Raw genomic sequence first — 26217 nt, forward strand, 5'->3', positions numbered from 1 at the left:
CGACATCCTTGTCGCACCTAATTTGGTTAGAGTTCTTCGCCGTTGCTGGCGATGACCCGGCGATACCAGTCAAAACTCTTCTTCTTCGAGCGGGCAAAATCTCCGCTACCATCATCGTTTTTATTTACGTAGATAAAGCCATAACGCTTACTGTATTGGCCGGTGGTAAAGGATACACAGTCAATACATCCCCAAGGGGTATATCCCATAAGATCGACACCGTCCTCGGTCACGGCTTTCTTCATCTGTTCAATATGCGCGCGCAGATAGTCGATGCGGTAGTCGTCATTGACCTCGCCCTTTTCATCCAATTTGTCGATGGCTCCAAAACCGTTTTCAACCACGAAAAGCGGCTTTTCATAACGCTCATAGAGAATATTCAGCACATAACGCAGGCCGACCGGATCGATCTGCCAGCCCCAATCGGAGGCTTTAACGTGTGGATTCGGAACGCTTCCTTCGAATCCTGAAAGTGCGGTCCCGCTGCCGGCATTTTCTTTACTGACCGCATTACTCATGTAATAGCTCAGCCCGATATAATCGGCACATCCTTCACGCAGGATCTGCGCATCATCGGACTCCATCGCAATGTGGTATCCCTTGCGCTGCCATTCATTGAGGATATAAGCCGGATAATGACCGCGCATGTGAACATCACTAAAAAGGAATCGTTCCCTCATCGCTTCCTGGGCATACATCACATCATCCGGATGACAGGCAAACGGATACAGCGGCACCATGGCGATCATGCAGCCAATTTTCAGTTCATGATTAATGTCGTGTCCTAACTTCACCACTTGAGCACTGGCAACAAATTGATGATGCAGAACCTGATACATGCACTCTTCAGGATTAGGCTCGTGGGTGAAAATAACGCCGGAACAGCAATAACCGAAAAGTGGGGTTTTCCAGTTGCGCTGATTATTAATTTCATTGAAGGTCATCCAGTATTTTACTTTGTGCTGGAAGCGTTCAATAACTACCGCGCTGAAGCGAACAAAGAAGTCCAAAACCTTTCTACTTTTCCATCCGCCATATTCGGTGACCAGGAAATTGGGCATTTCAAAATGGGACAGCGTAATAACCGGTTCAATCCCGTATTTCAACAGCTCATCGAATAACGCATCGTAAAAACGTAGCCCCTCTTGGTTCGGCTCGGCTTCATCGCCGCGTGGAAAAATACGCGACCAGGCTATCGATGTACGGAAGCAGCGGAAGCCCATTTCGGCCAGCAGCGCGATGTCTTCAGGATAACGATGGTAAAAGTCAGATGCTTCGTGATTGGCATAAAAGCAGTCATCCTGAATGTCCGAGGTGATAACGCGATCAACGCCGTGCGCCCCGCTGGTCAGCACATCGACAATGCTCGGGCCTTTTCCGCCTTTATCCCACGCACCTTCGACCTGGTGAGCCGCAACCGCGCCGCCCCACATGAAATTTTCTGGGAATTGATTATTCATAATAAGTATCTCTTGATCAGATGGTGCCAGGCTGCGGCACAGGGCGAACGTCAGACTGGCTGTCTTCTTTGAATCCCGCTACCCAGGAGAAGACCATGCCCAAAACAAATGCGACGAAAATGGATATCAGGAAGCCGAGTAACTGCGTCATGTGCCCTTCTTTAAAGAACACCGGCAGGACGGCAATGCCTGGAATGCAGTAACTCCATGAAACCGCATTGAAGGCACCGGCAATCATGCCGCCAGCGGCGCCGGCCAGGCAGCCACAAATCATGGGGCGTTTGAGGCGTAATGCCACGCCATAAATGGCAGGTTCAGTGATGCCGAACAGCGCCGTCACACCTGCAGAGAGCGCCATGCGCTTAAGCTCAGCGTCTTTCGCCTTCAGATAGACGCCAAGTACCGCGCCCGCCATGCCAAATACCGCAGAGGCTTGTAAGCCAGTAAAAGTGTCGTAGCCCAAGGTTGCATAGTTGCCGACGGTTACGGGCGTAATGCCCCAATGCACGCCTAACGTAACCAGCGGCATCCACAAGGCACCGACCACAAATCCAGCAACGGAAGGACTGAGGTGATAGAGCGTGTTGTAGACGCCACCGATAGCGCCACCAATCATGTTACCGACCGGACCAAATGCCAGCAGCGTGAGAGGAACCATGATGGCGAGGCAAAACATCGGCGTGAACAGGTTGCGTATCACCATCGGCAGCAGGCGCTCAAAGAAGCGCTGAACATACGACATGCCCCAGACCATCAAAATAATCGGGATCACCGACGAGGTGTAACTCAGATACTGAACCGGCAAGCCCATAAAGGTCAGCGGCGCGGCATCCAGCGGAATGCCGGCAATCTCCACCAGCACCTTTGAAATAGCCGGGTTTTCAACTGCGCTCTGCATCAAAGCATGCACAGCTGGATCGGCTGAGTTGGCGGTGAGTATTTTGTTGGCCGTCAGCATATTCAGGTAATCCGGCGACACCAGCGCACAGGCGGCGATTACCGCTGTAAACGGATTTACGTTGAATTTTTTCGCGGCGGTAAAAGCCACCATGACGGGCAGGAAGGTAAAGCCGGTCCACGAAACAAAATTAAGAATGCGATAGGTGCCGCTTGCCGGATCCATCCAGCCGATGGCGGTCAGCAGCGAAATGATGCCCTGCAGCACACCGCAGGCTGCCAGTGGATAGAGGAAAGGCGCAAATATGCTGGAAATGATATCCATAACGCGGCTTACGATACCGACATTAGGCGGTGCTACCGCAACACTTTCGTCGATATTGAGTAGATTCTGCACTTCGCGGTAAGCATCACCGACGTGATTGCCAATAACCACCTGCATCTGGCCGCTGGCCTGCATCGCAGTAATCACCCCTTTAACCCGCTTGAGTGATTCAACCTCGACCAGAGCATAATCTTTAAGCACAAACCTCAGACGCGTAGCGCAATGCGTGACACTTATCACGTTATTATCGCTACCTATCAGCTTTACAATCTCTTTTGCAGAATCCGCATAATTTATTGCCATGGTTTTCTTCCATTGCCAGAGGGAATTCAGTCCGTCAGAGGCGAACTAATCGCGGCAATGTTAGAAAATCGCTTCGGCAATGTCACGAAGTCACAATATGTTATAACCGGTCGATAATTACAAAAATGTCACACCGCGTGACATCTCACTGACATTATTCACCTCCAGCTTCCGGCCTATCGATTCAAGAATAAAAATAACCGGAACCTGCGTGGTAATGTCATATTCGTCATCAATCAAAATACGGGATACATGATAGGGAACAATAAAGTCAGCGAGTTTTGCCAGGGTTGAATCCGGGTTACAGGTTATCGCAATCACTTTGCAATGGTGAATGACAAATTGTCTGGCAAGCTTCACTATTTCGGGTGTTTCGCCAGAGACAGAAAGCACGATAGCCACTGAACTCTGCACCATGTCCGAGCTCACCGGATAATAGGGATCGTCAATGTGATTGCTGAACTTGCCCATGTTAGAGAAGAAACGGGCACCATACCTGCCGAGCGTGCCAGAGCTGCCTGCGCCGGCAAAGAACACCCGTTCTGCATCACGAATGTATTCTGCCGCCTGATTAATCATCTCATCAAACTCATCATTTCTGATGCTCTTAAAAAAGGTCAATATTTCCTCAGCGCCATGAGGAATGAGTAATGTGCTATTTCTGTTCAGGTGCAACTTCATACTGGCTTTGAGTTCTGAATAACCCTTGAAACCCATTTTTTTACAGAATCTCAGAACAGTTGCGGTAGACACACCAGAATTATCGGCAAGCTCCCTTATGGTCATATAAATAACAGCGTTAATATTTTTGATAATATAATTGTGCACGCTGCTTTCGAGGGCATTTAAAGTGGATAGCTTTCTGGCGTCAAACATATATTTAAATATCCAATTAGACGATTTATGACGTTTATCATGTCACAAACCGTGACATGCAGGTGATGTTTAACGTGAAAACAGGCTTAGTGCTCAAAAAGAAATGTTGTTAATTGTGATAGCTCGCACATTTCGGACGGCGAGAGACGGAATCACTATTAGCTTTCTAGTGCAGCAAGGATTGCGGCTTCCATTTTCTCCGGAGTGGTGATTGGCGCAAAACGCTTGAGCGGTTTGCCGTCACGTCCGATGAGAAACTTTGTGAAGTTCCATTTAATCCGCCCGCCGAGCACGCCGGGCAACTCGTCTTTTAGATAGCGAAATAGCGGATGCGTTGCGGCGCCGTTAACTTCCACTTTCTCAAACATCGGGAAGCTCACGCCGTAGTTAATTTGGCAGGTCTGCGCGATATCATCGGCGCTGCCGGGTTCCTGCTTACCGAACTGGTTGCAGGGGAAACCCAGGATCACCAGACCTTGAGCGGCGTACTTCCTGTAAAGCGCTTCAAGGCCGGCGTATTGTGGCGTGAATCCACAATGGCTGGCGGTGTTAACCACCAGAACCAGCTTGCCGGCGAAATCGGCCATAGCGATGGACTGGCCACGCAGGCTGATGGCATTGAGTTGGTGAAAGGTGGTCATGTCAGAATCCTCAGAGCAATAGCGGTTTGGCGTCGATATTGCCACTTAGCAATCGCTAGTGCCTCAAATATTGAACGGCGTGACGACAATAACGCGTGATGATGCCGTTTCATCTTCGGCTTCGGGCAAAAAACCGTGAAAACGCAGGATTGCTTTAAACGCCGATCGCGCATCTTCATGAAGATCATGGTCAATCACCGCATCCATCTCTTCAGCAGCCAGTAGCCGGCGATTTTCTTCATCCAGATCATGGCCAATGAAAACGTTTACCTCGCGGTGCATCGCTGAAAAAGCCTGCAAAATGGCACTATTTCCGCCCCCCACGCTGTAAATAGATTGGATTGAGGGATCCTGTTCCAGCGCTGTGCACATCTGCGTAAATGTGAGTGAATCGATACCGTAACCTTCACTGACAGCTTTAATCTGCAAATATGGCGCTCGCTGACTTAACGCCTGAATGAAGCCCTCCATTCGCTGCTCTTCTCCACGAAAACCCGTGCTGCTGATCACGACGGCGACCGTTTGCACGGCAGCAGGCAGCCACCGCGACATCAGCCAGGCCGCCGTTCGACCGGCACCTTCATTATCCATGCCGACATAGCTGATGCGCTCGCTTGAAGGTAAATCAGTAACGAGCGTGACCACCGGAACATTGAGCGCCGCCAGCTCCGCAATCGTACTCTGCAGCAAAGGGTGATCGCTTGCTTTGAGCAGCACGCCATAACTGTCATTGCCACAGCGGCGCAGCTCACGCTGCAGCTCTTCAGGCGAGATTTCTTCAAAAATATGGCAGCGCAGCGTCAGTCGGAAAGGTGCGAAGCTGTTGATTTGACTAAGCAGTGCCGCCAGCACTAGCGAACTGAATCGCTCTGGCGCGTGCATCACCAGATCGATCGGTAGCGTGCGACCGCTTGCCAGGCTGGCGCGCTGCTGTAATTCCAGGTCGCGGATCGCCTGAGCAATGCGTCGGGCAGTGCGTGGACTCACACTGCCGCGCTGATGCAATGCTCTGTCGACCGTAGCTTTGCTGACGCCAGACTGTGCCGCGATTTGCTTAATGGAGAATGACCTTGCCATAAATTGAGGTCTTTTTGAGGTTATGTGGCCGTATTGTTAGTCGAATGTAATTGCTAAGGTCATTGTGAGCAAGCAGACAGACCTTACCTCACCCAAAATAACAAAGGACAACCAATGAGCCTGAGTGAAAGCAGCAGATTTAAAAACAAAGTGTTCGTCGTGACCGGCGGAACACAGGGATTAGGCGCAGCCGTTGCCAGTCTTCTGGCAATTCGCGGAGCCCGTGGCATTGTGATTTGCGGTCGTAACGTTAAAGCCGGACACGAACAGGTGGATATCCTCAGCCAAACCGGTTGTGAAGTGATATTTGTTGAAGCGGATATCAGCTCGCCAGAAGCCTGCGAAAAAGTAGTGGCGACCGCAGAAACGGCGTTTGGAACCCTGCACGGGCTGGTGAACTGCGCAGGCATGTCCGATCGCGGCACCATCCTCAACACTTCCCCGGAATTGTTTGATGCGATTATGGCTGTCAACGTTCGCGCGCCTTTTTTCCTGATGCAGGCAGCGATCAAACTGATGATTGCCAAAGGCATTGAAGGCAGCATCGTCAATATCATCACCATGACTTCCCACGGCGGCCAGAGCTTCTTAACGGCATATGCCGCATCCAAAGGTGCGCTGGTCACGCTGACTAAAAACGTGGCCTTCAGCGCCATGCGCAATCGCATCCGGGTAAACGGTCTGAATATTGGCTGGATGGATACGCCACACGAACACGACATCCAGCGGCAATATCATGACGCTGATGAAAACTGGCTTCGCAACGCTGAGCAGGCGCAGCCTTTTGGTCGCCTGCTGAAACCCGCCGAAGTCGCGCGTGGCGTCGCATTTCTCCTTTCTGAGGAGTCAGGAATGATGACGGGTGCGGTGATCGATTTCGATCAAAGTGTGGTTGGTTGTGGTGATAACGGTGGCTTTCAGCCATCACATGCTCTGACTCTGTGAGGCAAAAAAATGAAGAATATCTACATTAACGACAGCCACATTTCTCTCGATGATTTCGCCACGATTTGCGCGCAAAACCTGCGTAAAGACGATTTCCCGCTGGCACGTTCGGCTGATAAAAATGTGCTTATCTATCATCGTGACGACCTGCTGGCGGCTGCAACAGCAGACCGTCAAAATATGCTGGCTGAACTGCATCGTGCATTGTCCAGCGGCCCCGGCGTCCTGGTAGTTCAGGGGTTATATGGCGATGTATCAGCCGTTGATCGCAGCAGTAAAGTCTTTGAGGATATCCTGGCCAGTGAAGCGGCAAACGGCGGCGGTGGCGATCACTTTGCCAAAGCGGGCAGCAACGGGCGTATCTGGAATGCACTGCAAAAAGTGGCGGAGCGGGATGCTGATGCCTTCATCGATTACTATAGCAATCCGTTGCTGGCCCTGATTTGTGAAGCCTGGGTTGGGCCCGGATATGAAATTACGGCGCAGGTGAATCAGGTGCGTCCGGGCGGTAAAGCGCAGCAGCCGCATCGGGATTACCATCTCGGTTTCCAGGTAAATGACGTGGTTGCTCGCTTCCCGCTGCCGTTACAGATCCTTTCGCAATACCTGACGCTACAGGGCGCGGTGGCTCACAGTGATATGCCGATTGAATCAGGTCCGACGCAACTTTTGCCCTGGTCGCAGCAGTATGCCGAGGGATATCTGGCGTGGCGCGATCCGCGCTTTATTGAATTCTTCCAGCAGCATGCCATTCAGCTGCCGCTGAAAAAAGGTGATGGGCTGTTCTTCAATCCGGCTCTGTTCCATGCCGCCGGCAATAATGTCACGCAGGATCACGTGCGTACGGCCAATTTGCTTCAGGTCTCATCCGCATTTGGCAAAACCATGGAGAAAGTGAATCACGTTAAAGTGATGGAAGCGATTTATCCAACCCTGCTGAGTAAAGATCTGAGCGATGAAGAGTTACTGGCAATTGTGGCGGCGAGCGGTGAAGGCTACTCCTTCCCGACCAATCTGGATACCGATCCACCACTGGGAGGCCTGGTGCCCAAAACACAACAGCAGCTGTTACTGGAAGCATTACAGCAACGCTGTTCAGCGGAAGAGTTCAGCCGGCAATTAGACAACCACGAGAGTAAGAGAAAAGCCTAGGCGTGTTTTGCAACGGGTATGGCGTAATGCCCTGACGTTGGGTGTTACGTCATATCGGTGAATATATCTGGTCTGATGAACCGGATTAGCAATAGATCCTGAACCGCTAATCCGGTAAATTTCGAACAATGCAGAGACGCTTCTTACTGCCGCTATTTATCCGAATGCCCGTCATCCACCTCTTAATGTCAGAGCGGTTATTGACTACTTTCTGGAGGTTTATGGCTCCAGGCCTTACTGGCTATTCGACTGACGAATGTCTCCTATGAGCGAAAATCGTATATTCAGCTTTACGCCGAATGCTATGGCAAAGAGCACGCTTGAAAGAATTTAATTGCGCTAGCGCGTGTTGCAATCTTGACGGAACATCACAAACGTCATTGCCACCGCACCAAGAAGTAATAAACCACTCAAGCCGAAAGCACTTTGCCATCCCAGGCTGTCGAATATCAGACCTCCTGCTGTTGAACCCAGCGCAATGGAGAGTTGGATGACAGCAACCATCAAGCCACCACCGGCCTCTGCATCTTCGGGTAGCGTCCGCGCGATCCATGTCCACCATCCGGTTGGTGCGGCGGTCGCAAGCATTCCCCACAGGCTTAGCATAACGGCAACAACCCACGTGCTGTGTCCGAACAAGAGTAACGTACCCGCAATCGCAGCCATAAGCAGAGGAATCACGATTAATGTCGGATAAAACCTTGCGTTCAGGAAGGTCGAAAGAATCATGGTGCCGATAAAACCTGCTGTACCTATAGCAAGCAAAATCAACGACAGGCCAGAAGCACTGACTCTGGTCACGTTCTCCAGAAACGGCCGCACGTAGGTAAACAAGGCAAACTGCCCCATAAAGAACAGTCCGCAGGCCAGCAGACCCGTTGCTACGACGGAGACTCTGAACAGACGAAACACCGATCCCTGTGGCTTGCGTTGAGTATCGCTTTCCATCGAAGGCAGGCTGATGCATTGCCAGATGAACGCCACTATCGCCAGCGGTACGAGAGATAAAAAGGCACCCCGCCATCCAATGGTCGCCCCGAGATAGCTCCCCAGCGGTGCCGCCACAACAGTAGCCAGCGCATTACCGCCGTTAAAAATCGCCAGCGCGCGGGGAACCTGATGCTGCGGCACCAGCCGAATGGCCGTCGCCGCCGACATTGACCAGAATCCACCAATCACGATACCAATCAGCGCCCGCCCCAACATATAAATCGGATAGCTGGCCGCCAGCGCGACAATCATTCCTGATACCGCCATCAGAATTGTCAGCCCCAGCAGAAGATATTTACGATTCAGAGCCCCGGCAATGCGGGAAATTGTCAGGCTGGTCAGCACCGCCAGCGCGCCTGAAATGGCAATTCCCTGTCCTGCCAACCCCTCCGTGACATGCAAATCGCTGGCAATAGGCGTCAGCAAACTTACCGGCATAAACTCAGAAGCGATCAGCACAAAAACGCAGAGCGTCATGGCAAATACGCCGCCCCAATACGCGTGGGTTTTATTGTGTGAAGGTTGAAGACTTACGGTAGACATTATCATTTCCCTGCGTTACATCAGACAGGTTAACGCCACCCGAGGATGACAGGTGGCATGGTAAATATGCATTATTTCAGTAAGTTAGTTTAAATTTGATTTGAAAAATTGTTCAAATTTAGCAAACGGGATCTTTCCAGCAACGTTGTCATATAAGTCCACATGGTTTGCCCCTGGAATAATCACCAGCTCTTTCTCTTTACTCCCGATCGCCTTAAAGGCGTCTTCCGCAAAATAACGTGAATGAGCTTTCTCACCGGTTACAACAAGCGCGGGGATGGTGATTTCATTTGCATAGCTCAGCAGCGGCATATTCATAAACGACAGCGGCATGGTTGCATTCCATGCGCCGGTAGAATTGACCGAACGCGCATGGAAACCACGCGGCATGCGGTAATAATCAAAAAACTCTTTCAAAACTGGATTGGGATTAGCGGGTAACGTCTCCGGCAGAATACGCTCAGAAGCGCTGGCTTTACCGTTTTCGTCAACATAGATGTCGTGACTGCCAGGCGCGAAAGTGCCGCTTTCCGCATCCTTCCAGCGCTGCGCGTTCAGATACTGCAACACAGCATGACGATCGGCTGTGGTGTAGCGGTCTTTGCCATCGCCCACGCCATGGCCCATCGCGCGGCTCATGTCATACATCACGCTGGTTGCCACGGCCTTAACGCGGGTATCCATCGCGGCGTCGTTTAACGCCATGCCGCCAAGGCCGCAAATGCCGAGTAGCCCAATTCGGTTGCGGTCGACCTCTTTTTGCAGACCTAAGAAATCAACCGCCGCGCTGAAATCCTCGGTATTGATATCCGGAGACGCCACATTACGCGGGTAGCCGCCACTCTCGCCCGTATATGAAGGATCAAACGCCAGGGTAACAAATCCCTGTTCAGCCAGCGTCTGCGCGTACAGGCCGCTGGACTGTTCTTTGACCGCACCGAAAGGTCCGCTGACGGCCACGGCTGCCAACTTGCGCTCGCCGCGATCCTTCGGAAGGTAGAGATCCCCGACTAAAGTAATGCCGTAGCGATTCTGAAAAGTCACTTTACGGTGATCAACTTTGGTACTTTCAGGAAAGGTTTTATCCCAATTTTTGACCAGCGAAACGGGTGCATTGGGATTGTTTGTATCAGCATAACTCATGGTTGTGACTCCACTTAATGATGCATATAGCAGCAATGCAGGTAGCGCGGCTGTCAGTTTTTTGGTGAAAACAGTCATCAAAATCCTCCTAAAAAAACCTAAAAGATGCAGGTTTCATACCGACAACGCTGCTGTGCTTTATTGCAATGCGCACATTGTAGTTAGCAGAATGCGTTCTGATTAGAGGGGGTTTTTTGCTAAGATTGATATCATATTGTTATAAATAGCGGTGCAGTCAAGAGGGCGGGATGATGGCAAAACGGGAAAATTACAACGTTCTTTATTTATTCATGCTGGTGGTGCGCGAGGGAAGTTTTACCGCCGCAGCGCAACGTCTTGGCCTGGCACAATCAGGAATCAGTCGTTCAGTACGTGAGCTTGAAGAAAGACTGGGCGTTCAACTCATTGTTCGCACCACGCGCAGATTATCGCTCACCCATGCCGGTGAGCAGCTCTATCAAACCATTGAGTCAGGATTCGATGCTTTAGATATGGGACTCGCCACGCTGGCCCACTATCGCCAGACGCCATCCGGTACGGTACGCATCAATGCCAGCCAGCACGCGATTGATAAAGTACTGCTGCCGAAGCTTGCAGTGTTTAAGCAACACTACCCGGATATCAGGCTGGAACTCATCAGCGAAAGCCGGTTTGTCGATATTATTGCAGAGAGATTCGATGCGGGTGTACGTCTGGGTCCAGAAGTGGGCAATGGCATGATTGCTGTGCGCATTTCACCCGACATGGAGATGGTCGTTGTTGGTACGCCAGAACACTTTCGCCGCTACGGCTTTCCGCAAGTCCCTACAGATTTAGCCGTTCATCCCTGCATCGCTTACCAGTTTGGTGATGGCAGCCTGTACGCATGGGAACTCAATCAGGATGGAAAAAAAATCACCCATCGGCCCCAGGGCCAATGGGTTTTTGCTGACAGCTATATGGAAGCAAAAGCCGCCGCTCTGGGTCTGGGACTGGCTTATGTCCCGGAAGAATTGGTATCTGAGGATCTGGAACAAGGGAAACTGATCAGAGTACTGCAACGTTACAGCCAACGTCTGGAAGGTTCATTTCTCTATTATCCACATCGAAATGTGTCGCCCGCTTTGCGCGCGGTGATTGATACGCTGAGAATTTAGGGGATAAGAGCCCTAAGCATCCGCATACTCTTTTTTTTGTGGAGATCAAAAGGATCGGGACAATATTTAATTAGAGGCTTTCCCAGCTTTCAGGCTTATTGCACTCTTCTCATAATATTTTGCTATTACCTGATAAAACAGATTGGATTCTTACTTAATGCAAAGCAGATATCCTGTTCCATCGATTATCAGCCCATAACTTTTTAATTAGCATTGGTACTCTCTCTCCCGAAGTATTCTGGAAAGCCATTAAACATCTGCAAATACACGTCTTTTGTCTGCATGTCCGTGCATAATAAAGCGTGTCGGGAAGCAGCAGCATTGGGAGGATTTTTCTTTGTTATCAACAACCTGTGTAACCATGGCGCATTCAGACTTTTTCTTAAACACCATAACTACATATAGATAGCAAATACCTATTTTCCATTTTTAATTGCAAAAATATTTCAATTAATCCTGTTAATTTTTTGCACTCGCCAGCAGGGGGAAGCATGAAGATTATCGTGGGTGGTAATGGCTACCCGGAAAAGAGAAACATCATTACAGACCCTTCACATCGCTATATTGATTACCGTCCCAGAAACATCTGGACCTGGATTAACGTCATAAGGCAGCGCTTATTACATAAAAATAAGCTCTTTATTTTCCGTCCATTGCCCCTGATCTCTTCCGTTGATGCGGACATTATCCACCTTTTTAATGAAGTCTCTGCGGGGTCAGGTGACTGGGTGGCGACCTTTGAAACCGAACTGCCCCGTGTTCTGCCCGTTGGCGGAGTACAAAAATTTGCCAACCCCGAACTGGCGCGGGAACTCAGGTACGTCTGCTCTCCGCGCTGTAAGGGCATCATCGCTATCTCAGAAGCCACACGGCAGATCCAGCTGCAGCTGCTGGATCATTTTCCCACAGAGCAGGCCATCATCGGGCCCAAACTGCACGTACTCCATCCTCCGCAGCCGATGCTGCATAAAAAAAGCGTGGTGGTTCAGGAAGGACCGGTGACTTTCACCTTCGTGGGTAATGAGTTCTATCGCAAGGGAGGTGCAGAAGTTGTGCTGGCCTTTACCCAGCTATTAAGGGAAAACCTGATAAGTGTGAACGACGTGCGCGTTAATCTGGTTGGTGATCTTGGTAGAACGCATAACGTGGCTCACCAGGCATTCCAGGACGACGACGTTTTTAGAAAATGCGTGGAAGATAAGCTGCGTGATTGCCCGATATTCCGTCACCATACGTCGTTGACCAATGACGCGGTGCTGGCGTTAATTAATACTTCTGATGTCGGGCTGCTTCCAACCTGGCAGGAGACGTACGGCTTTTCCGTTCTGGAGATGCAGGCATGCGGCTGCCCGGTTATAACGACGAATGTCAGGGCACTGCCAGAAATCAATCCAGAAAATGCCGGCTGGTTGATCCGCTGCCCCCTGAATCCGATGTTAGAGCTAACGGTAGCCTCATTGAAGGACAAAACCGTTCTGAGAAGTGCCATCGTATCTCAGCTGAAAACATACATATTGCAAATCATCCGCGACAGAAAAATCGTATCAGAGCGCGCTAAAAATTCACTCGCGCGAATATGTCTGGAGCACGATCCCGTGTTGTTCAGGAAGCGACTCAATGCGATATATATGGGTTTTGAGACTGACAAAAATAAAACGTGTATTTAATCGGGTGCAGTCCATATTGCTTATGGCGGGTGAATTGTTCCCTTTTATTCAACTCAGAATACTGCCAGTTACCCACATTTTTGACACGAAACTGTAACCGGAACATTAAAAACCTTTGTATCCATCCCTTAATAATTTTACCTTTTATGACATACTCTTATGTCAGCCAAACCCGGTTTATCAGGGATAAAATATAAAGGACTAAATTCATGCCTAGCGCAAATATACGTGCCACGTTCGGAGGGGCGCTTCTATTGATGTCCGTCTTAGTTTCAGCGTCAGAAACTCAGCCGATACCTGCAGTGCATTCAAACTCGCAACGCATCTCTGTAGAGACGCAAGGCTCAGGACCGGATGTCATATTGATTCCGGGGCTGGCGTCGTCTCGCGAAGTTTGGACTGATTTAGCAGCAACTTTACGTAAAAGCCACCGAGTTCATCTTGTTGAACTTGCCGGTTTTGCAAGCACACCTGCCCTTTCCAATCCAGATGGCAAGGTCATCGCTCCGGCAGTTGATGCCATCGCGGATTACATTCAAATCCAGCACATCAAAGCACCGGTAATCATTGGCCATTCGCTTGGGGGTGAGATTGCACTGATGATCGGGGCCCGTCATCCCGACCAGGTCAGTCGTTTGATGATCGTCGATGCCTTGCCATTCTATACCTTGATGATTGATCCTGCGGCGACCACCGAGACTGCTGCGCGGCATGCAACAGCGACGCGGGATTGGCTGCTGGGACAGTCGCCGCAGCAATTCAAGGAGTTTCAGAAAACATCCATCATCCGCTTAGCGAAGACTGAGGCGGTGAGACCGGCTTTGGTGACTGCGGGGCTCAATTCTGATCGCAAAACTGTGGTGGATGCCGTGTATGAATTAATGATTACCGATCTGCGTCCCGAGCTCACACGCATTAAAGCGCCGATGGAGATCGTGTACGCGTATGACGCTTTATTCGGCGTTTCTGCAGCCAGCGTGGATGCCATGTACCGTCAAGCCTATGCATCTGCATCCGATATCCATTTCACGCGCATCGATGACAGCTTTCACTTTGTCATGCTTGATCAGCCAGAACGGTTTTCCCGCGCGGTAACGTCATTCTTAAATCAATAAAGGATGCAACTGGCCTTCATTTGACGCGTTGTTGTAGGGAAATGTTCAGGTCAGCGTTTCCCTCACCTTTAGTCCTATAACTAGCGTTGCAAAAAACATTATGCAACCCGCGGTGATGAAAACACCTGTTACGCCGCTGATACCAAAGAGTAATCCTCCCAACGCTGCACCCGCAGCAATCGAGGACTGAACGGCTGCGACTACCATGCCGCCAGCGGTTTCAGCCTGATCGGGAACGGAACGCGCTACCCAGTTTGACCACGCAACGGGTACGCCACCAAATGCCATCCCCCACAACGCGACGAACAACATCAATCCTGTTTCCTCCAGCGGCAGCAAAATCATACTTAATGCCGCCACACCAACAAGCGCTGGCATCAGTATCAGGGTAAGACGCAGGCTTTTCTCCATCAGCCACCCGGCCAGCAGCGTTCCGATAAAATTAGCGACGCCAAATCCAAGCAATATCAAAGACAAACGATCCACATCAAGTTGAACAATATTTTCAAGAGCCGGCCGAATATAGGTAAACAGCGCATACTGACCCGTATGGGCAATTACACACCCCGTCATTCCCATCGCAATGCCTGGGCGGCGGAGTAAATCCATGACAGATGCCGTTACCATCATTTTACGCGGAGCCATTCCGGGAAGGGTAAATAGCTGAAAGAGCAGTGTCAGCACACCTACTGCGGTTGCAGCGATAAAAGCGCTACGCCAGCCATAAAGCCCACCTAAATAGCTTCCCAGTGGGATCGAAACTACGGTTCCGACAGCGATACCGCTAAAAATAATGGAGAGAGCACGCGGGACGCTTTGAGCTGGAACCAGCCGCATAGCTACAGCAGCTGCCATGCTCCAGAAGCCTCCCAGCGCGATGCCCAGCAAAATGCGCATGATTAACAGAACAGCCAGACTGGATGAAAGTGCGACAAGCAGGTTAGAGGCAATCATCAGCACGGTAAAACCCAGCAAAACAGTTCGGCGATCATAATTACGCGTCAAGCGGGGAACCATCAGACCCGCAAACAGGGCCACCACAGCCGTTACCGTCACAGCCTGACCAGCGAGCGCTTCCGTCACACCGAGATCGGCGGCCATGGGTGTCAGCAGGCTGGCAGGAAGATATTCTGCTGTCAGTAAGCCAAATACGCCCATAGTCAGTGATATCACAGCCATCCATGCGGATTCTTTGGGTTCAGAACAGGTTAAACTCGCGGATACAGCTTCAGTTGCTTCGTTTCTCATAACACACTCTTTCTGGAGTAAAAAATCACAGCTCCAAGTCTAGAGTCGAGCAACTGGACGATCTATGATGCCTTACCCTGATTTTTTACCCGAAACTCCGAATATGCATGTGAACAAACATTTTGCCCTGTCATCCGAGCTCATCAGTGAATTGCTGTTGGAAATGCGGCTACGTGGTGTGCAGTATCGCCGTTTGCAGACGGGTTCTGAGTTTGGCATCGGTTTTAGCAACAGGCCGGGACACGCCTATTTTCATTACATCGCCGTGGGTACTGCGCTGCTTCGCACAAGCGATGGTTCGTTGCACGAACTGCACGCCGGCAGCATGGTGTTCATGCCGCAGGGTGAAGAACATCAGCTTTTATCGGATGTCAGATGCTCATTTCAACATATCGACACTTTCGGCTCTGCTCCTTTAGGCGAGGCCGTCAGCGGAATTGATACCTGCCCGAGTTCGCACCCTACACCCAGCGCGGTTCTGTTTTATGGCTGTATGGAGTTCGATCTTGGTGGAATGCAGGGCCTTGGTAAACTGATGCCGCAAGCCATAGTGGTTGAGGCAAATGAACAGATTTATCCGGGGCTGGTTCCCATTCTGGGCGCGATGAAAGCTGAAATCTGTTCTGGACGCGCTGGCTTCGCGGGCATCCTGGCACGCCTCGCAGAAGTGGCTGCTGCCATGATTGTGCGTGGATGGATCGAAAACGGCAGCGAGAACGCCGCTGGCCTGATCGCTGCGTTACGTGATCCACGACTTGCCCAGGCTATTCTGTCCATTCATCGCGATACGAGTCGCGAGTGGTCTGTTGCTGAGCTTGCGGCCCAGTCGCATGTGTCGCGTTCTGTTTTTGCTGAACGCTTCAAATCAATCATCGGCATACCTCCTCTGCGCTATGTAAGGGAAGTGCGAATGCGCATCGCAGGTCACTGGATTATTCACGATAAGATCTCAATCGATACCGTTGCTCTACGCCTCGGTTATGCCTCACAGGCAGCGTTTAGTAGGGCTTTTAAGCGCATCAATGGCTATCCGCCGGGCGCTATGCGTCAGCGACCAGAGAGAGGCGCTAATACTGTAAATGAGTGAATGTTATTTTTAGCATATGCTGGGTTAACTGAAGGGCGTGTAGCGGACGTCAAAATGATAGCTACAGGGATGTTCTCCACATTAAACATAATAACCCAGCGCCGAACCGTTCATCGAGTGCACCTATCGCCGCAATAGTTAGCATGATCACAATATCAGCACTTATTGTTAATAGACTAATAGTAACCTTGGTTATCATTATTTCATCGAAAGCAAACACGCTTTCAACCATAAAAACCAAGGATAAAGACCATGAAAACCATCAAAGCTATGTCTATCGCCGCCGTTGCCGCTCTTTCACTGATGTCAGCAGCCAGCTTCGCGCAGAGCGTTACCGCAACGTCCCTGACTATGGACGGTGCCGAGGCAAAAATCGCCGCGCAGGCCCAGCAGCAGGGCGCGCAGTACAAAATCATTGAGGCCAGCAACGGCAACGTCGTTCACATGACCGCTGAGCTGTACAAATAACGGATGGTCGCAAAAGGAAGTGCCAGGAAAGGTCGCCCACGGGCGGCCTTTTTTGTATCGGAACCGTTATACAGGCAATATGAACAGAACATCTCAGCAGCGAACCTAAGCAGTGTCTTCAGCTGGCGTTCCCTGGTGAAAAACCAGAGTCCAGTGTCCTTTATCCGAATACAGCCAGCAGGAAGAACGCAATGCAGGACGACTGCCGTCAGCATAAGACGTCCGGTAGTGAAGCATGGCACATCCTCCCCCCATTTCGGTGAGTCGGAGATTACTGCTGATAATAGGTGATGCAGTTTTCTCGTTTAATAGCGACGTGATCGTCTCTGAACGGTCAACCATCACGCCTGACTGTGTGATTCCAGGAATTCAGGGTGGAGAAGCCGCTCAAGCCACTCCCGATCGTTTCGCCTGTCATCGTGAAGGCTGCATTCCAGCAACCTGAGCTTTTCCAGAAGCATTCTGCTTATCCTCAAGTGATCCTACCGGATGCTCTCTTCTAACATAAAAGTGCTTCACTGAACGCTGTAGGCTCTTCTATTTTGTAATTTCATTTAAAACGCTCAGCCAAACATGCGTAGCATCCCTGTTTCGCATTGTGTATCTGGATATAGCTAATCTGTGGGTCGGCAAAGAAAATATCTATGAAATTTTCTACAGATTGGCCCTCGCAAATTTCTGCCTTAATTAGAAAGTGCTTTTCGTTATATGCTCGTAATGAAAGGACTCTGCCATTCATAACTTCAGGTAATTCGTTGATATAAATTCCTTGCTCGGTACATCCCTCCCAAATATATATTGCATGAGAGCCGCGATAGGGTGTATCTGCTGGCTGATAAATGTGGTTGATAAGCAGAGCGGTTTCGCCAACAGGTATATCGCATAATGAGATCCTGTCGGGATAACCGGGGTAACTGGTGACAATTTGTCTTACTGCTCCGTATCTTCCCAGATAGCCATCACTACGCCCAAAAAGATGAGTAAACTGCTCGGCTCTAAGGCCAGAAATTCTATATTTCATGATGCCTCCAGTAGTATCAGCATCACCTTAGTGGTTTTTCTAAGAAGAAACTCGCTGTTTCCGGTCAGGGAAATATTGGTTATTGAAGAGTATGAAAATTTCGCATAATGGCCGCTCCCCTTTGATCAACACAGATTGTTGTTAGCTACTTCAGCTCTTGGCACGAAGCGGACGCGCATGCCACGTCTACTATGAGCGAAGAACGGACATTGAATCCCCGATAAAGTCAGGGATCAGTGTTGTCCCATTATCTGTTCTGAAATGGTGATTTTTCAGGCAGCGTACTTTATTCTGGTTAAACTCCCTTTACAGGATCTAACCATGATAACCGTAGAGAAATCAGATCCATTTTCTTCAGAATCCCATCGCTTAATCGAAATGCTGTCAGCTGAACTTGCCGCTATTACTGGCGATAATGGCAAAACCAACTTCACCGTTGAAGCTATGAACAATGACAAAGCATTATGGGTATTAGCAAAAAATGCACATGGCGATGCGATAGGATGCGGTGCAATCCGCCCATTAACACAAAACATAGCTGAGCTTAAAAGAATGTTTTCAGACCGAAGCGAGCCAGGAGTAGGTCTTGCTTTACTCACTTTTCTGGAAACTTCCGCAAAACAAATGGGATATCGTGAACTAAAGCTGGAAACACGATATATCAACCATCGGGCCATCAGTTTTTACGAGAGAAATGGATACATCCAAATTGAGAATTATGGCCCATACGTAGGCAGAGAAGAGGCTATCTGCTTCTCAAAGGTATTGTGCTGATTATATTTATCAGACCTCACTTCCGCTTCTGGCACAGAGCGGGCATTGATGGCATTAGAAGTATGAGAGTGCCATTGTCATACTGGACACAATCCTAATTCTGTCCGGAATATGCAGATTGAAATCAGTGGGAGAATCATGGATATCCAACTCACAAACGTTACCCCGGAGAGCCCAGGATTTGCTGAGTTAAAATCGCAGAGCATGGCTGAAGGATTTAACATGTTACGACGACTGGAAGATAACTGGCTTAGCGGACTGAACCGCTTTGACAGACCCGGAGAAAAACTAATTGGGGCTTCTGTAAATGGGTTGATCGTTGGCGTCTGTGGACTCAACGTTGATCCATCTACGCTAAAAACTGGCATCGGACGTCTGCGACATCTCTATGTAGACTCAGGATGGAGAAAAAGGCAGGTTGGCAGCGCCCTGCTCAGTGAAATACTTATGGATTCTGGCCACTGGTTTGATTTTATCAACACAAACGCTCCTCCATCGGCATTCACCTTCTATGAACGAGCTGGCTTTATTGCTTTAACTGGCATAGAAAAAGTCACGCACCATCTATGCCTCAGAGACCCAGCGCGTTAATTCAATCACGTCCTGGACAGACCGCATATCTTGTCCAGTGAACCAATTTTCAGCAGCGCCTGCCCAGATACAGCCTTGACGCATCCAAGCCGTACCCCTTTCAGGCTAATCAGAGCCATTACAGTTAAATCCGCGCCGCCTTGGACACGCTGCGTTTTCTAACCAGGCATGCAGTACGGCGGCTTAAACATCTTCAGGAAATCAAAGGAACTGGCTGGCAGCCATAAAAAGCTTGTCGTATGTCTCAGGGCGTGAAGCGGACTTTTGATTCATGACGATTCCCTGTTTTTGCTTAGCTGAACATTACCTATATGCGAAACGCTTGGACTGGCAATTTCAGGGAGTCCCAATTACTATCCAGAATCTATGGATGTGAACATTTTTGGCTTTATGCCAGCATTACTCCCTGTTGCACTGTCCCCCGGAGCGAGCTTTACTCTCGTTATGAACAGTGCTCTGGCAGGAGGTAACAAAGGTTTATTCAGAACTCTCACAGGAACAGCTCTGGGCATATATACCCATGCATTTTTTATAGGGCTTGGTATTACGGCAGTGCTCATCTCGTCGCCAGCAGCGTTTGCTGTGCTTAAAGTAACCGGAACTGTCTATCTGCTTTGGTTAGGCGCGATGCTCATCCGCAGTGGGATAACGGTAAATTCAGGCGGGGTTAGTGGCGCAAGGCATTCCGTGACTTTAAAAGAGGCTTGGCTGGCTAATGTTTTGAACCCTAAAGCCATCCTTTTTTATCTGACAGTCGTTTCACAGTTCGCAGGCGCGAAGGGTGGCGTTAGCAACTACCTTATACTGGCATCAGTTCATATAGTGGTTATGAGCATCTGGCTTTTTGCAATCACTCAAACGCTCATATTCTCAGCAAAAAAAACTAACCCATTAATGCTGAAAAAATACGTCAACATTGTCGGCGGGATGATGCTCATTGCTTTTTCTCTGCACAGCCTTATCTATTAACTCCTCAGCCAGAGCCATCACGTCCGCTTTTGGCACTAAGCGGCCTTCCACACTTTATTTTGATATGCCATCTAATAAGAAGACCCAAGCTCAAAGACAGCTCATTTTTTAACCAGTTTTGCAGGAGAGTTTTGCTGGAGTTTTGCAGAAGACCTCTGACGTCCATTTTCATCGACCAGGCTCATTATCGATGCCAACGCCCTGCCCGGTAAGTCATAGCAAGTGCCGCCACACTTCAGGCATTTTTCACTGGAAAGTGCCGCTTTTCGCCACTATTATCAGCTCACTTATTCACCCACTGATAACTAAGGAGGATTACTATGCTGCTGTGTGAATTGTTTCTTTACTCACACTTCTAAAGGATTTAAGTATTGATATAACTCACTGTATTTAAAGGATAATAAATCATTTAAAACTTAAGTTCTGGATGCTTTTTGTTGATTTTTTATTGCCAAGATATCAAGACGTTACTTATCATTTTGCAGAAACCAAAAAAGTTACTATGCAACCTTCTCACACTCATAGTGACTTAACCTAGAACCTAAACTTGACTTATTTAATGACTCAAAAATTAAGAATGATTTAGCCCTTTATTTTCATTAAGACATTAAAATTCTCTCTATGTTATTTTTTAAATAAATCTCTAATGGTGTGGCTTATCAGAGAATAATTTCAGTCTGTTCTAAATAAGCCATTGCATCTAGTATAGATGACCAGCCGGTAGACTTTGTGAGGGGATAATTCAGAACTTTCATCCCGTTATGCAGATAGATATCACAGGTTTTTGACTTTCCGTCAATTTTAATATCCTGAATTATTCTTCGAGCTATTAATTGATATTCCTTGCGGTCGGCTACGTTGAGTACATTTAGTGCAGAAGCAGCCTTCATATCGCGCTCAACCTGTATTTCAACCATGTCACTCTTTAACTGATTTATTTCAGCAGCAATTTCAGCTGCTCTGACTGTCAGCTCTCTGACATCCGGTGCTAGCTCTATTGCCTTAATCACGTTCTGAAGCTTACCGGTTAATTCCAATTGCCTGGCTGTCATTGAAGTTAATGCAGTTTCATTTGATAAATGCAGGTCCATTCCTGATGCACCTTTTATGACTCCAGTAATCAGGTAGCGATCGGTTAAATCTCTTCTGACCGCTTCAGTTTTACATCTGTGCTGACGCCGCATTGAGCAAACATAGTAGCCATAGCCTTTTGTGCTGATTCCCGTCAAAATAATGGCATGCCCACAACCTTTACAGTGCATCAGCCCCTTGAATATATTTATTAGATGGGGATTAAAATTAGTGTTTCTTCTGCTTTCAGGTTCGTAACTAATACGCCTTACACGCTCAAAATCTTCAATACTGATGATTGCAGGATAATAATGAGGAATGTCCTCAACATCGGGAACAGTTATGCGATATGACGGAGAAAGAACGCCAATCACAGCTTTAGATTTAACCAGTCTTTCAATTGAAGCTGAATTCCACTGAGAAACTTTTCCACGAAGATTTTTCTTACCCTGGACATTCAGTGCCTGACTGATTTTCTCAAAAGAGCGGCCGTCGAGTCTCATTTCGAAAATAGTTCTGATAATGTCTGCTTTGTCTTCTATTACCTCAAAACCATTACAAGCAGCGTTTACTTTCAACCAGGAGGGGCAATGGCGGGTCATTATTTCCCCCTTTTCAGCGGCCTGTTTACGCTTTTCGGCCCAGACTGCTCGCTGGCGTTTAGACTTGATCTCGCTTTCTTCGTTAGCGCGCTGGGCTATCAGAATTGCTTTGATGATCGAGTAAGGGTCGTCAAGTGAATCGCGGGTATAATGCGTGCCATCAGTGAGTGTGACCACATCGATCCCCGCTTTGAGGATTGTACGGAGTCTGTCGGACGCATCACCTATTTTTTCTCTTGATAGACGATCCAGACTTTCTACAAGGAGTACACTGCCCGCTTCAATTAACTCCCGTTGCACCGCTTCCATAAATTCAGAAAATGCGCCTGAAATAGCATGCTGTCCCCTGTATGCGCTCAGCCCAAGGTCCTCGAATGTTACCGGATCAAGGTAGTAGTCAGCGTTATGTTTAAGCCATTCATCAATTAATTTCTTCTGTCTTCTGACTGAATCTCCCTGGACCTGCTGTAAAGATGAAAAACGTAGATAAGCTATAGCCCTTTTCATATTTCCCCCTTTATCCTGATAGAGACAACTGATATTTAGCATTTAAGAATATTATGTTTGGCGATTGACTGAACAATATCAGGATTATATCTCAATAAAATGGCCGTTATTGTGACGACGAAGTGGGCCATTAAATCCGCGTCGACCAACATGAGAGGTGTTTGAAATCTCCCGTATAAAACACGACATCACGAGTAACGAATACAAAAGCAGAAAATAAGTCATGTATATACATCAATCTACTGACAACATCTTACTATATAGGTTGTATTTGAAATCTCGCAAACCATAAATATTCATTTTTATGACTAAAAATATCTGTAACCTCTTTACTGATTAAGGCGACCTCCTTAATCTAATAGCTAACGCAGGGCAATTGAGATGCACAGTAAAATATTATGCGCTTTTTTAATCTTGGCCTCAATTACAAGTGGGGCAGCTATTGCTTCACCTGTTGATTACAATGTTAATGCAAACAGGACGACCATCTCCATGGGCTATTCGCAAGGAGAACTTCGTGACTTCGGTTCTCTCTATGGGGGAAATCTAACGGTACAGTATGAACCCGATCTACCAGTAGGAATCATGGGTTCAGTGACAGCTCTGCGGTCAGACCTGGACGTAATTACTAGCGGCATTAGAAAACATAAAGGATCATCATCAACAAAACCTGGCAACAGTGCTGAGTATTACTCGGCGATGTTTGGTCCAACTCTTCGGTTAAATAAATCCATTAGCATTTATGCATTGGCTGGTATATCGCATGGCAAAGTCGATAAAGCCTCAGTTGCTAACTCAATTAGTGGCAAAACTTCCTCCACTAGCTCAAACACTAACAGATTCGCTTACGGCATCGGCATGACTGCTAACGTAACAGACCATCTAATTCTCAGTATGGGATATGAAGGTTCCAGTGTCAGGTTTGATGAAAAATCACATCCCATTAATACCGTCATGCTGAGTGCCGGCTATCGCTTCTGATTACGTTACCCCCCCCTCAATACACGTAAAGGGGCCTTTATCATTCATATCATGTTGGATTTCAACGGAAACAGAAATGAAAAATAATTTGATTAAAATGATCGTCGCATTGGCCTGTGTTTTTTGCATGACAGCAAAAGCAGTGTATATTCCAGACCGCGCCACGATGTTATTTGGTTATGAGTACGGATCAATTGAGGGTTATGGCAGCCTCCACGGACCCAACTTTAAGATGATTTACGAGCCTGAGGGCGTGTTTGGTATTGTCGGCTCTTTGACGGCTCTCAGAAATATATGGGATAACACGGATGAGTTTCACAATGAGAAGAACATCAATGGCAAACGCATCAGAGTCAAGACTGATAAAAAAGCCACACAGGATACAGAGTATTATTCTGCCATGTTCGGCCCATCCTTCCGCATAAACGATTTTTTGACTGTTTATGGCACTTTTGGGTTGTATCATTTGAGAATGGATAAGCCCCTTATACATGACCCGGTCACGAATAGGATGGGAAGAAATGGTTCCCACTCTTACAACAACGTTGCCTTTGGTGCCGGCGTGATCCTGAATGTGACGGATACGCTCACGCTTGCAGCAGGATATGAAGGGGCGCCAACAGAGAAAAATCAGGATTACCACAGCCTGAACGCCGCATCACTGAGTATGGGGTATCATTTTTAAACAATTCCTGCCTTAAAGCATTGAGCTGATTAAATCAGCTCTCTCAGCTAGATTTGCCACAGCTTAAACATTTTTTATTCCGGGACGTCTGGCCAGCGAATGGAACTAACATTTCCCGGTTCGATGCGGTATACATCAGCAAGATGCTTTTTCCATGACAAAAGTCTCTGAGTTTCTTCATCCGTTAATGCATGAAATTCTTCAACAATCTTCATCTGGCGAATTTCGGTGTCAGCCGTCATTAGCATCGCATTTCTTTTACTCACTGCTTCCGCTATGCGCTCCTGTTCCGCAGGTTCTGGAGCATCAATCCAGCATGGCATACCATGGTTATCGGCACCACGAATTTTTCCCTGTGGAGGCTGCCCATTGTAATTTAGCCAGAGCACTTCTGATATGTTTATGACATCATCACTCCATGAACCATTCTGAATGTATACCGCTTTCTCATCCAGGTCATAAAAGGCTTTTGTTGTTGCACTGAATCCAATATTCATACTATTACCCTCTGCTTTCAGTGACCAAACGCAACCCAGTAGAATCCGGTTTCACCAGACCCGGCGTTCAGCTCAAAGTGTGTGCCATCAATCACACTGATATACGGGTTCACGACACTCTTTTTATGTGTTCTGTTCAATGAAAACTGAACGTTCAGGCAGCCAGATGGAAATGCGATGGGAAAGCTAACGCTGGTGCTGTTGCTGGAGCGTTCAAAACTCCCACCCTGAATAATGAGTCGCATATTGGGTGATTTATAGTACCAGGCTTTCTTAACGCCTGCAGTTACAGGCAACAGCCGTTTAAGCCATTTTTCCAGACTTCCGTCCCAAAGTTTACCTCTTACATCACCTTCCTCAGTCAGCTCGGCCTCCCCTACATTCAAACTTTTTTCGATTGTCAGATTGCCCTGTACAACGACATCGCCGCCAATATGTCCTCCGTCGCGGGAATAATACTTTTGATCCGATTCATCTGTGGTGTAGCTGCTTTTAGGTGAACTGAGAATCCAGGCGCCGATCGCGCTATTCCATTCAACTTCCGCAGTATGTCCCTGAGAAATCTGACCAGCCGGCAATTCCTGGTGTTCAGCAGTGAGGATGCTGGCCGCTGGAAAACGACTTACCGCCAGTGCCGACGGACCCGAATTTGTATTCTTCGCACGAAAATGTAATCGCATACCGTCGCTGATATGGCCAATTGCTGGCTGAAAAGAGACCTGATAGTGATTTACGGTTCCCGAATCCATTCCGTAAGTTAGCCTGCCCTGCTGAATCTCACCGATGAGACCATTTACGGGTAGAAAGGGAGCGCCATCAGCGGGACGGATATCCGCCGCATTAACATGACGATCGCCATAGTTAATCGTGATGACCCAGGCAGATGTATAGCCTGCATCGGGAAGAGGCGTAATCTGAGAGCCAGATGCAGCAGCTACTCCAGCTTTGAGACGAACAATACATGCACCTGAACGCACCGTACTCTGAGCATTGCCGGTATTATCAGGACCGCTAAATGCCATAGCAGGATCTGCAGCGTTGTAATAAGGTAGAACGGTTTGGCCGCCATCCACATCGTTATAGGCAACCTGAATCAGATAGTTGATGCTGTGGCCAGGCGTCGCTGGTGCAGACAGGTGGAATGTAACTGAATCAGGATTAAGTCCCTGCTTCAGCAGTGTATGTGTCGTGTCAGCTGCCAGCGATGAATACGGCGTACCGTCTGTGTTGTGCAGACTGTAAATCTGCCCTTCTCCTATGCTCACTGCCAATGATTCGGCAACAGCTGGTGTACAGACGAGTCCATGAAGATAGGTATTATCTCCCATAATGACTGATGCCAGTTTGGCCACCCCTGTCATGGCGAATTTGTTGGTGTTAAGTAGGTCAGTTTCGAGCGGAATAGCGCCCGGATAAACAATAAGACGATCCATTATTTCTCCATAG

Annotated in this window: 24 protein-coding genes and 1 pseudogene; 13 read left to right on the forward strand and 12 right to left on the reverse strand. The window is 48.5% G+C overall.

The genetic code is table 11. From position 1 onward, the window contains the following. Window positions 1–26: 26 nt before the first annotated feature. The 5 genes from BM323_RS13465 to BM323_RS13485 form a co-directional block, all read right to left on the reverse strand. Window positions 27–1460: a 6-phospho-beta-glucosidase gene (locus BM323_RS13465; protein WP_008102082.1), complete on the reverse strand. Its 1434-nt coding sequence runs from the start codon at window positions 1458–1460 to the stop codon at window positions 27–29. A gap of 16 nt (window positions 1461–1476) precedes the next feature. Then, window positions 1477–2985, reverse strand: a complete 1509-nt coding sequence (locus BM323_RS13470) for a PTS transporter subunit EIIC (RefSeq protein ID WP_008102084.1) — start codon at window positions 2983–2985, stop codon at window positions 1477–1479. Between the two features lie 117 nt (window positions 2986–3102). Beyond that, on the reverse strand, window positions 3103–3861 hold the full coding sequence (locus BM323_RS13475) for a MurR/RpiR family transcriptional regulator (RefSeq protein WP_091003785.1): 759 nt from the start codon (window positions 3859–3861) through the stop codon (window positions 3103–3105). Window positions 3862–4019: 158 nt separating this feature from the next. Continuing rightward, on the reverse strand, window positions 4020–4502 hold the full coding sequence (locus BM323_RS13480) for a glutathione peroxidase (RefSeq protein ID WP_008102089.1): 483 nt from the start codon (window positions 4500–4502) through the stop codon (window positions 4020–4022). 63 nt (window positions 4503–4565) lie between these two features. Beyond that, window positions 4566–5579, reverse strand: a complete 1014-nt coding sequence (locus tag BM323_RS13485) for a LacI family DNA-binding transcriptional regulator (protein ID WP_008102091.1) — start codon at window positions 5577–5579, stop codon at window positions 4566–4568. Window positions 5580–5693: 114 nt separating this feature from the next. Between BM323_RS13485 and BM323_RS13490 the strand changes: the two genes are divergently transcribed. The 3 genes and pseudogenes from BM323_RS13490 to BM323_RS24635 all read left to right on the forward strand — a co-directional run. Then, entirely contained in the window at window positions 5694–6524 is an 831-nt protein-coding gene (locus BM323_RS13490) for an SDR family oxidoreductase (RefSeq protein ID WP_008102093.1), read from the forward strand. A gap of 9 nt (window positions 6525–6533) precedes the next feature. Beyond that, window positions 6534–7676 (forward strand): phytanoyl-CoA dioxygenase family protein, encoded by a 1143-nt coding sequence (locus BM323_RS13495; RefSeq protein WP_008102095.1) that lies wholly within the window; start codon window positions 6534–6536, stop codon window positions 7674–7676. Window positions 7677–7797: 121 nt separating this feature from the next. Then, window positions 7798–7929: pseudogene (locus BM323_RS24635) on the forward strand (LysR family transcriptional regulator); the annotation flags it as partial. A gap of 86 nt (window positions 7930–8015) precedes the next feature. Here the strand turns inward: BM323_RS24635 and BM323_RS13500 are convergent. Further along, the gene (locus BM323_RS13500) at window positions 8016–9209 is read right to left on the reverse strand and encodes an MFS transporter (RefSeq protein ID WP_091003789.1); all 1194 of its coding nucleotides are present in this window, start codon (window positions 9207–9209) and stop codon (window positions 8016–8018) included. Between the two features lie 84 nt (window positions 9210–9293). Further along, on the reverse strand, window positions 9294–10430 hold the full coding sequence (locus tag BM323_RS13505; RefSeq protein ID WP_008102100.1) for an alpha/beta hydrolase: 1137 nt from the start codon (window positions 10428–10430) through the stop codon (window positions 9294–9296). A 173-nt stretch (window positions 10431–10603) separates the two neighbouring features. On the opposite strand from BM323_RS13505, the gene BM323_RS13510 reads away from it, so the two are divergent. The 3 genes from BM323_RS13510 to BM323_RS13520 all read left to right on the forward strand — a co-directional run bounded on the left by BM323_RS13510 (window position 10604) and on the right by BM323_RS13520 (window position 14270). Beyond that, complete coding sequence (locus tag BM323_RS13510) at window positions 10604–11488, forward strand: LysR family transcriptional regulator (RefSeq protein ID WP_036647754.1); 885 nt, start codon at window positions 10604–10606, stop codon at window positions 11486–11488. A gap of 491 nt (window positions 11489–11979) precedes the next feature. Continuing rightward, a complete protein-coding gene (locus tag BM323_RS13515) occupies window positions 11980–13155 on the forward strand; it encodes a glycosyltransferase family 4 protein (protein WP_008102105.1) in 1176 nt (391 codons plus the stop codon). Window positions 13156–13364: 209 nt separating this feature from the next. Beyond that, window positions 13365–14270 (forward strand): alpha/beta fold hydrolase, encoded by a 906-nt coding sequence (locus tag BM323_RS13520; RefSeq protein WP_008102109.1) that lies wholly within the window; start codon window positions 13365–13367, stop codon window positions 14268–14270. A 45-nt stretch (window positions 14271–14315) separates the two neighbouring features. On the opposite strand, the gene BM323_RS13525 is transcribed toward BM323_RS13520, so the two are convergent. Then, complete coding sequence (locus BM323_RS13525) at window positions 14316–15518, reverse strand: MFS transporter (protein ID WP_008102111.1); 1203 nt, start codon at window positions 15516–15518, stop codon at window positions 14316–14318. Between the two features lie 64 nt (window positions 15519–15582). On the opposite strand from BM323_RS13525, the gene BM323_RS13530 reads away from it, so the two are divergent. After that, window positions 15583–16605, forward strand: coding sequence for an AraC family transcriptional regulator (locus tag BM323_RS13530; RefSeq protein WP_008102113.1), 1023 nt, complete (start codon window positions 15583–15585; stop codon window positions 16603–16605). Between the two features lie 252 nt (window positions 16606–16857). Continuing rightward, complete coding sequence (locus tag BM323_RS13535) at window positions 16858–17073, forward strand: YdgH/BhsA/McbA-like domain containing protein (RefSeq protein ID WP_008102115.1); 216 nt, start codon at window positions 16858–16860, stop codon at window positions 17071–17073. Window positions 17074–17623: 550 nt separating this feature from the next. Here the strand turns inward: BM323_RS13535 and BM323_RS13545 are convergent. Further along, complete coding sequence (locus BM323_RS13545; protein ID WP_008102117.1) at window positions 17624–18094, reverse strand: DUF1203 domain-containing protein; 471 nt, start codon at window positions 18092–18094, stop codon at window positions 17624–17626. Window positions 18095–18415: 321 nt separating this feature from the next. Between BM323_RS13545 and BM323_RS13550 the strand changes: the two genes are divergently transcribed. The 3 genes from BM323_RS13550 to BM323_RS13560 all read left to right on the forward strand — a co-directional run bounded on the left by BM323_RS13550 (window position 18416) and on the right by BM323_RS13560 (window position 20428). Next, entirely contained in the window at window positions 18416–18868 is a 453-nt protein-coding gene (locus tag BM323_RS13550) for a GNAT family N-acetyltransferase (protein WP_008102119.1), read from the forward strand. A gap of 138 nt (window positions 18869–19006) precedes the next feature. Next, complete coding sequence (locus BM323_RS13555) at window positions 19007–19459, forward strand: GNAT family N-acetyltransferase (protein WP_036647762.1); 453 nt, start codon at window positions 19007–19009, stop codon at window positions 19457–19459. 366 nt (window positions 19460–19825) lie between these two features. Beyond that, entirely contained in the window at window positions 19826–20428 is a 603-nt protein-coding gene (locus BM323_RS13560) for a LysE family translocator (RefSeq protein ID WP_091003792.1), read from the forward strand. 659 nt (window positions 20429–21087) lie between these two features. On the opposite strand, the gene BM323_RS13565 is transcribed toward BM323_RS13560, so the two are convergent. Then, window positions 21088–22608: a recombinase family protein gene (locus tag BM323_RS13565; RefSeq protein WP_175501706.1), complete on the reverse strand. Its 1521-nt coding sequence runs from the start codon at window positions 22606–22608 to the stop codon at window positions 21088–21090. A gap of 381 nt (window positions 22609–22989) precedes the next feature. Between BM323_RS13565 and BM323_RS13570 the strand changes: the two genes are divergently transcribed. Further along, window positions 22990–23589, forward strand: a complete 600-nt coding sequence (locus BM323_RS13570) for an Ail/Lom family outer membrane beta-barrel protein (protein ID WP_091003796.1) — start codon at window positions 22990–22992, stop codon at window positions 23587–23589. Between the two features lie 76 nt (window positions 23590–23665). Then, window positions 23666–24274 carry an Ail/Lom family outer membrane beta-barrel protein gene (locus BM323_RS13575; protein ID WP_091003798.1) on the forward strand — a complete coding sequence of 203 codons (609 nt, stop codon included), beginning with the start codon at window positions 23666–23668 and terminating at the stop codon, window positions 24272–24274. A gap of 74 nt (window positions 24275–24348) precedes the next feature. Here BM323_RS13575 and BM323_RS13580 read toward each other — a convergent pair whose 3' ends face one another. After that, window positions 24349–24771 carry a tail fiber assembly protein gene (locus tag BM323_RS13580; protein WP_091003801.1) on the reverse strand — a complete coding sequence of 141 codons (423 nt, stop codon included), beginning with the start codon at window positions 24769–24771 and terminating at the stop codon, window positions 24349–24351. 17 nt (window positions 24772–24788) lie between these two features. Further along, a complete protein-coding gene (locus BM323_RS13585) occupies window positions 24789–26204 on the reverse strand; it encodes a gp53-like domain-containing protein (RefSeq protein WP_091003804.1) in 1416 nt (471 codons plus the stop codon). Between the last annotated feature and the right edge of the window lie 13 nt (window positions 26205–26217).

The organism is Pantoea sp. YR525, assembly GCF_900116775.1.
Lineage (GTDB): Bacteria > Pseudomonadota > Gammaproteobacteria > Enterobacterales > Enterobacteriaceae > Pantoea > Pantoea symbiotica.

Excerpts from the sequence above, each read along its gene's own strand:
- BM323_RS13465 (WP_008102082.1), bottom strand. The coding sequence starts at position 1,460 with ATGAATAATCAATTCCCAGAAAATTTCATGTGGGGCGGCGCGGTTGCG.
- BM323_RS13470 (WP_008102084.1), bottom strand. The coding sequence starts at position 2,985 with ATGGCAATAAATTATGCGGATTCTGCAAAAGAGATTGTAAAGCTGATA.
- BM323_RS13475 (WP_091003785.1), bottom strand. The coding sequence starts at position 3,861 with ATGTTTGACGCCAGAAAGCTATCCACTTTAAATGCCCTCGAAAGCAGC.
- BM323_RS13480 (WP_008102089.1), bottom strand. The coding sequence starts at position 4,502 with ATGACCACCTTTCACCAACTCAATGCCATCAGCCTGCGTGGCCAGTCC.
- BM323_RS13485 (WP_008102091.1), bottom strand. The coding sequence starts at position 5,579 with ATGGCAAGGTCATTCTCCATTAAGCAAATCGCGGCACAGTCTGGCGTC.
- BM323_RS13490 (WP_008102093.1), top strand. The coding sequence starts at position 5,694 with ATGAGCCTGAGTGAAAGCAGCAGATTTAAAAACAAAGTGTTCGTCGTG.
- BM323_RS13495 (WP_008102095.1), top strand. The coding sequence starts at position 6,534 with ATGAAGAATATCTACATTAACGACAGCCACATTTCTCTCGATGATTTC.
- BM323_RS13500 (WP_091003789.1), bottom strand. The coding sequence starts at position 9,209 with ATGTCTACCGTAAGTCTTCAACCTTCACACAATAAAACCCACGCGTAT.
- BM323_RS13505 (WP_008102100.1), bottom strand. The coding sequence starts at position 10,430 with ATGACTGTTTTCACCAAAAAACTGACAGCCGCGCTACCTGCATTGCTG.
- BM323_RS13510 (WP_036647754.1), top strand. The coding sequence starts at position 10,604 with ATGGCAAAACGGGAAAATTACAACGTTCTTTATTTATTCATGCTGGTG.
- BM323_RS13515 (WP_008102105.1), top strand. The coding sequence starts at position 11,980 with ATGAAGATTATCGTGGGTGGTAATGGCTACCCGGAAAAGAGAAACATC.
- BM323_RS13520 (WP_008102109.1), top strand. The coding sequence starts at position 13,365 with ATGCCTAGCGCAAATATACGTGCCACGTTCGGAGGGGCGCTTCTATTG.
- BM323_RS13525 (WP_008102111.1), bottom strand. The coding sequence starts at position 15,518 with ATGAGAAACGAAGCAACTGAAGCTGTATCCGCGAGTTTAACCTGTTCT.
- BM323_RS13530 (WP_008102113.1), top strand. The coding sequence starts at position 15,583 with ATGATGCCTTACCCTGATTTTTTACCCGAAACTCCGAATATGCATGTG.
- BM323_RS13535 (WP_008102115.1), top strand. The coding sequence starts at position 16,858 with ATGAAAACCATCAAAGCTATGTCTATCGCCGCCGTTGCCGCTCTTTCA.
- BM323_RS13545 (WP_008102117.1), bottom strand. The coding sequence starts at position 18,094 with ATGAAATATAGAATTTCTGGCCTTAGAGCCGAGCAGTTTACTCATCTT.
- BM323_RS13550 (WP_008102119.1), top strand. The coding sequence starts at position 18,416 with ATGATAACCGTAGAGAAATCAGATCCATTTTCTTCAGAATCCCATCGC.
- BM323_RS13555 (WP_036647762.1), top strand. The coding sequence starts at position 19,007 with ATGGATATCCAACTCACAAACGTTACCCCGGAGAGCCCAGGATTTGCT.
- BM323_RS13560 (WP_091003792.1), top strand. The coding sequence starts at position 19,826 with ATGGATGTGAACATTTTTGGCTTTATGCCAGCATTACTCCCTGTTGCA.
- BM323_RS13565 (WP_175501706.1), bottom strand. The coding sequence starts at position 22,608 with ATGAAAAGGGCTATAGCTTATCTACGTTTTTCATCTTTACAGCAGGTC.
- BM323_RS13570 (WP_091003796.1), top strand. The coding sequence starts at position 22,990 with ATGCACAGTAAAATATTATGCGCTTTTTTAATCTTGGCCTCAATTACA.
- BM323_RS13575 (WP_091003798.1), top strand. The coding sequence starts at position 23,666 with ATGAAAAATAATTTGATTAAAATGATCGTCGCATTGGCCTGTGTTTTT.
- BM323_RS13580 (WP_091003801.1), bottom strand. The coding sequence starts at position 24,771 with ATGAATATTGGATTCAGTGCAACAACAAAAGCCTTTTATGACCTGGAT.
- BM323_RS13585 (WP_091003804.1), bottom strand. The coding sequence starts at position 26,204 with ATGGATCGTCTTATTGTTTATCCGGGCGCTATTCCGCTCGAAACTGAC.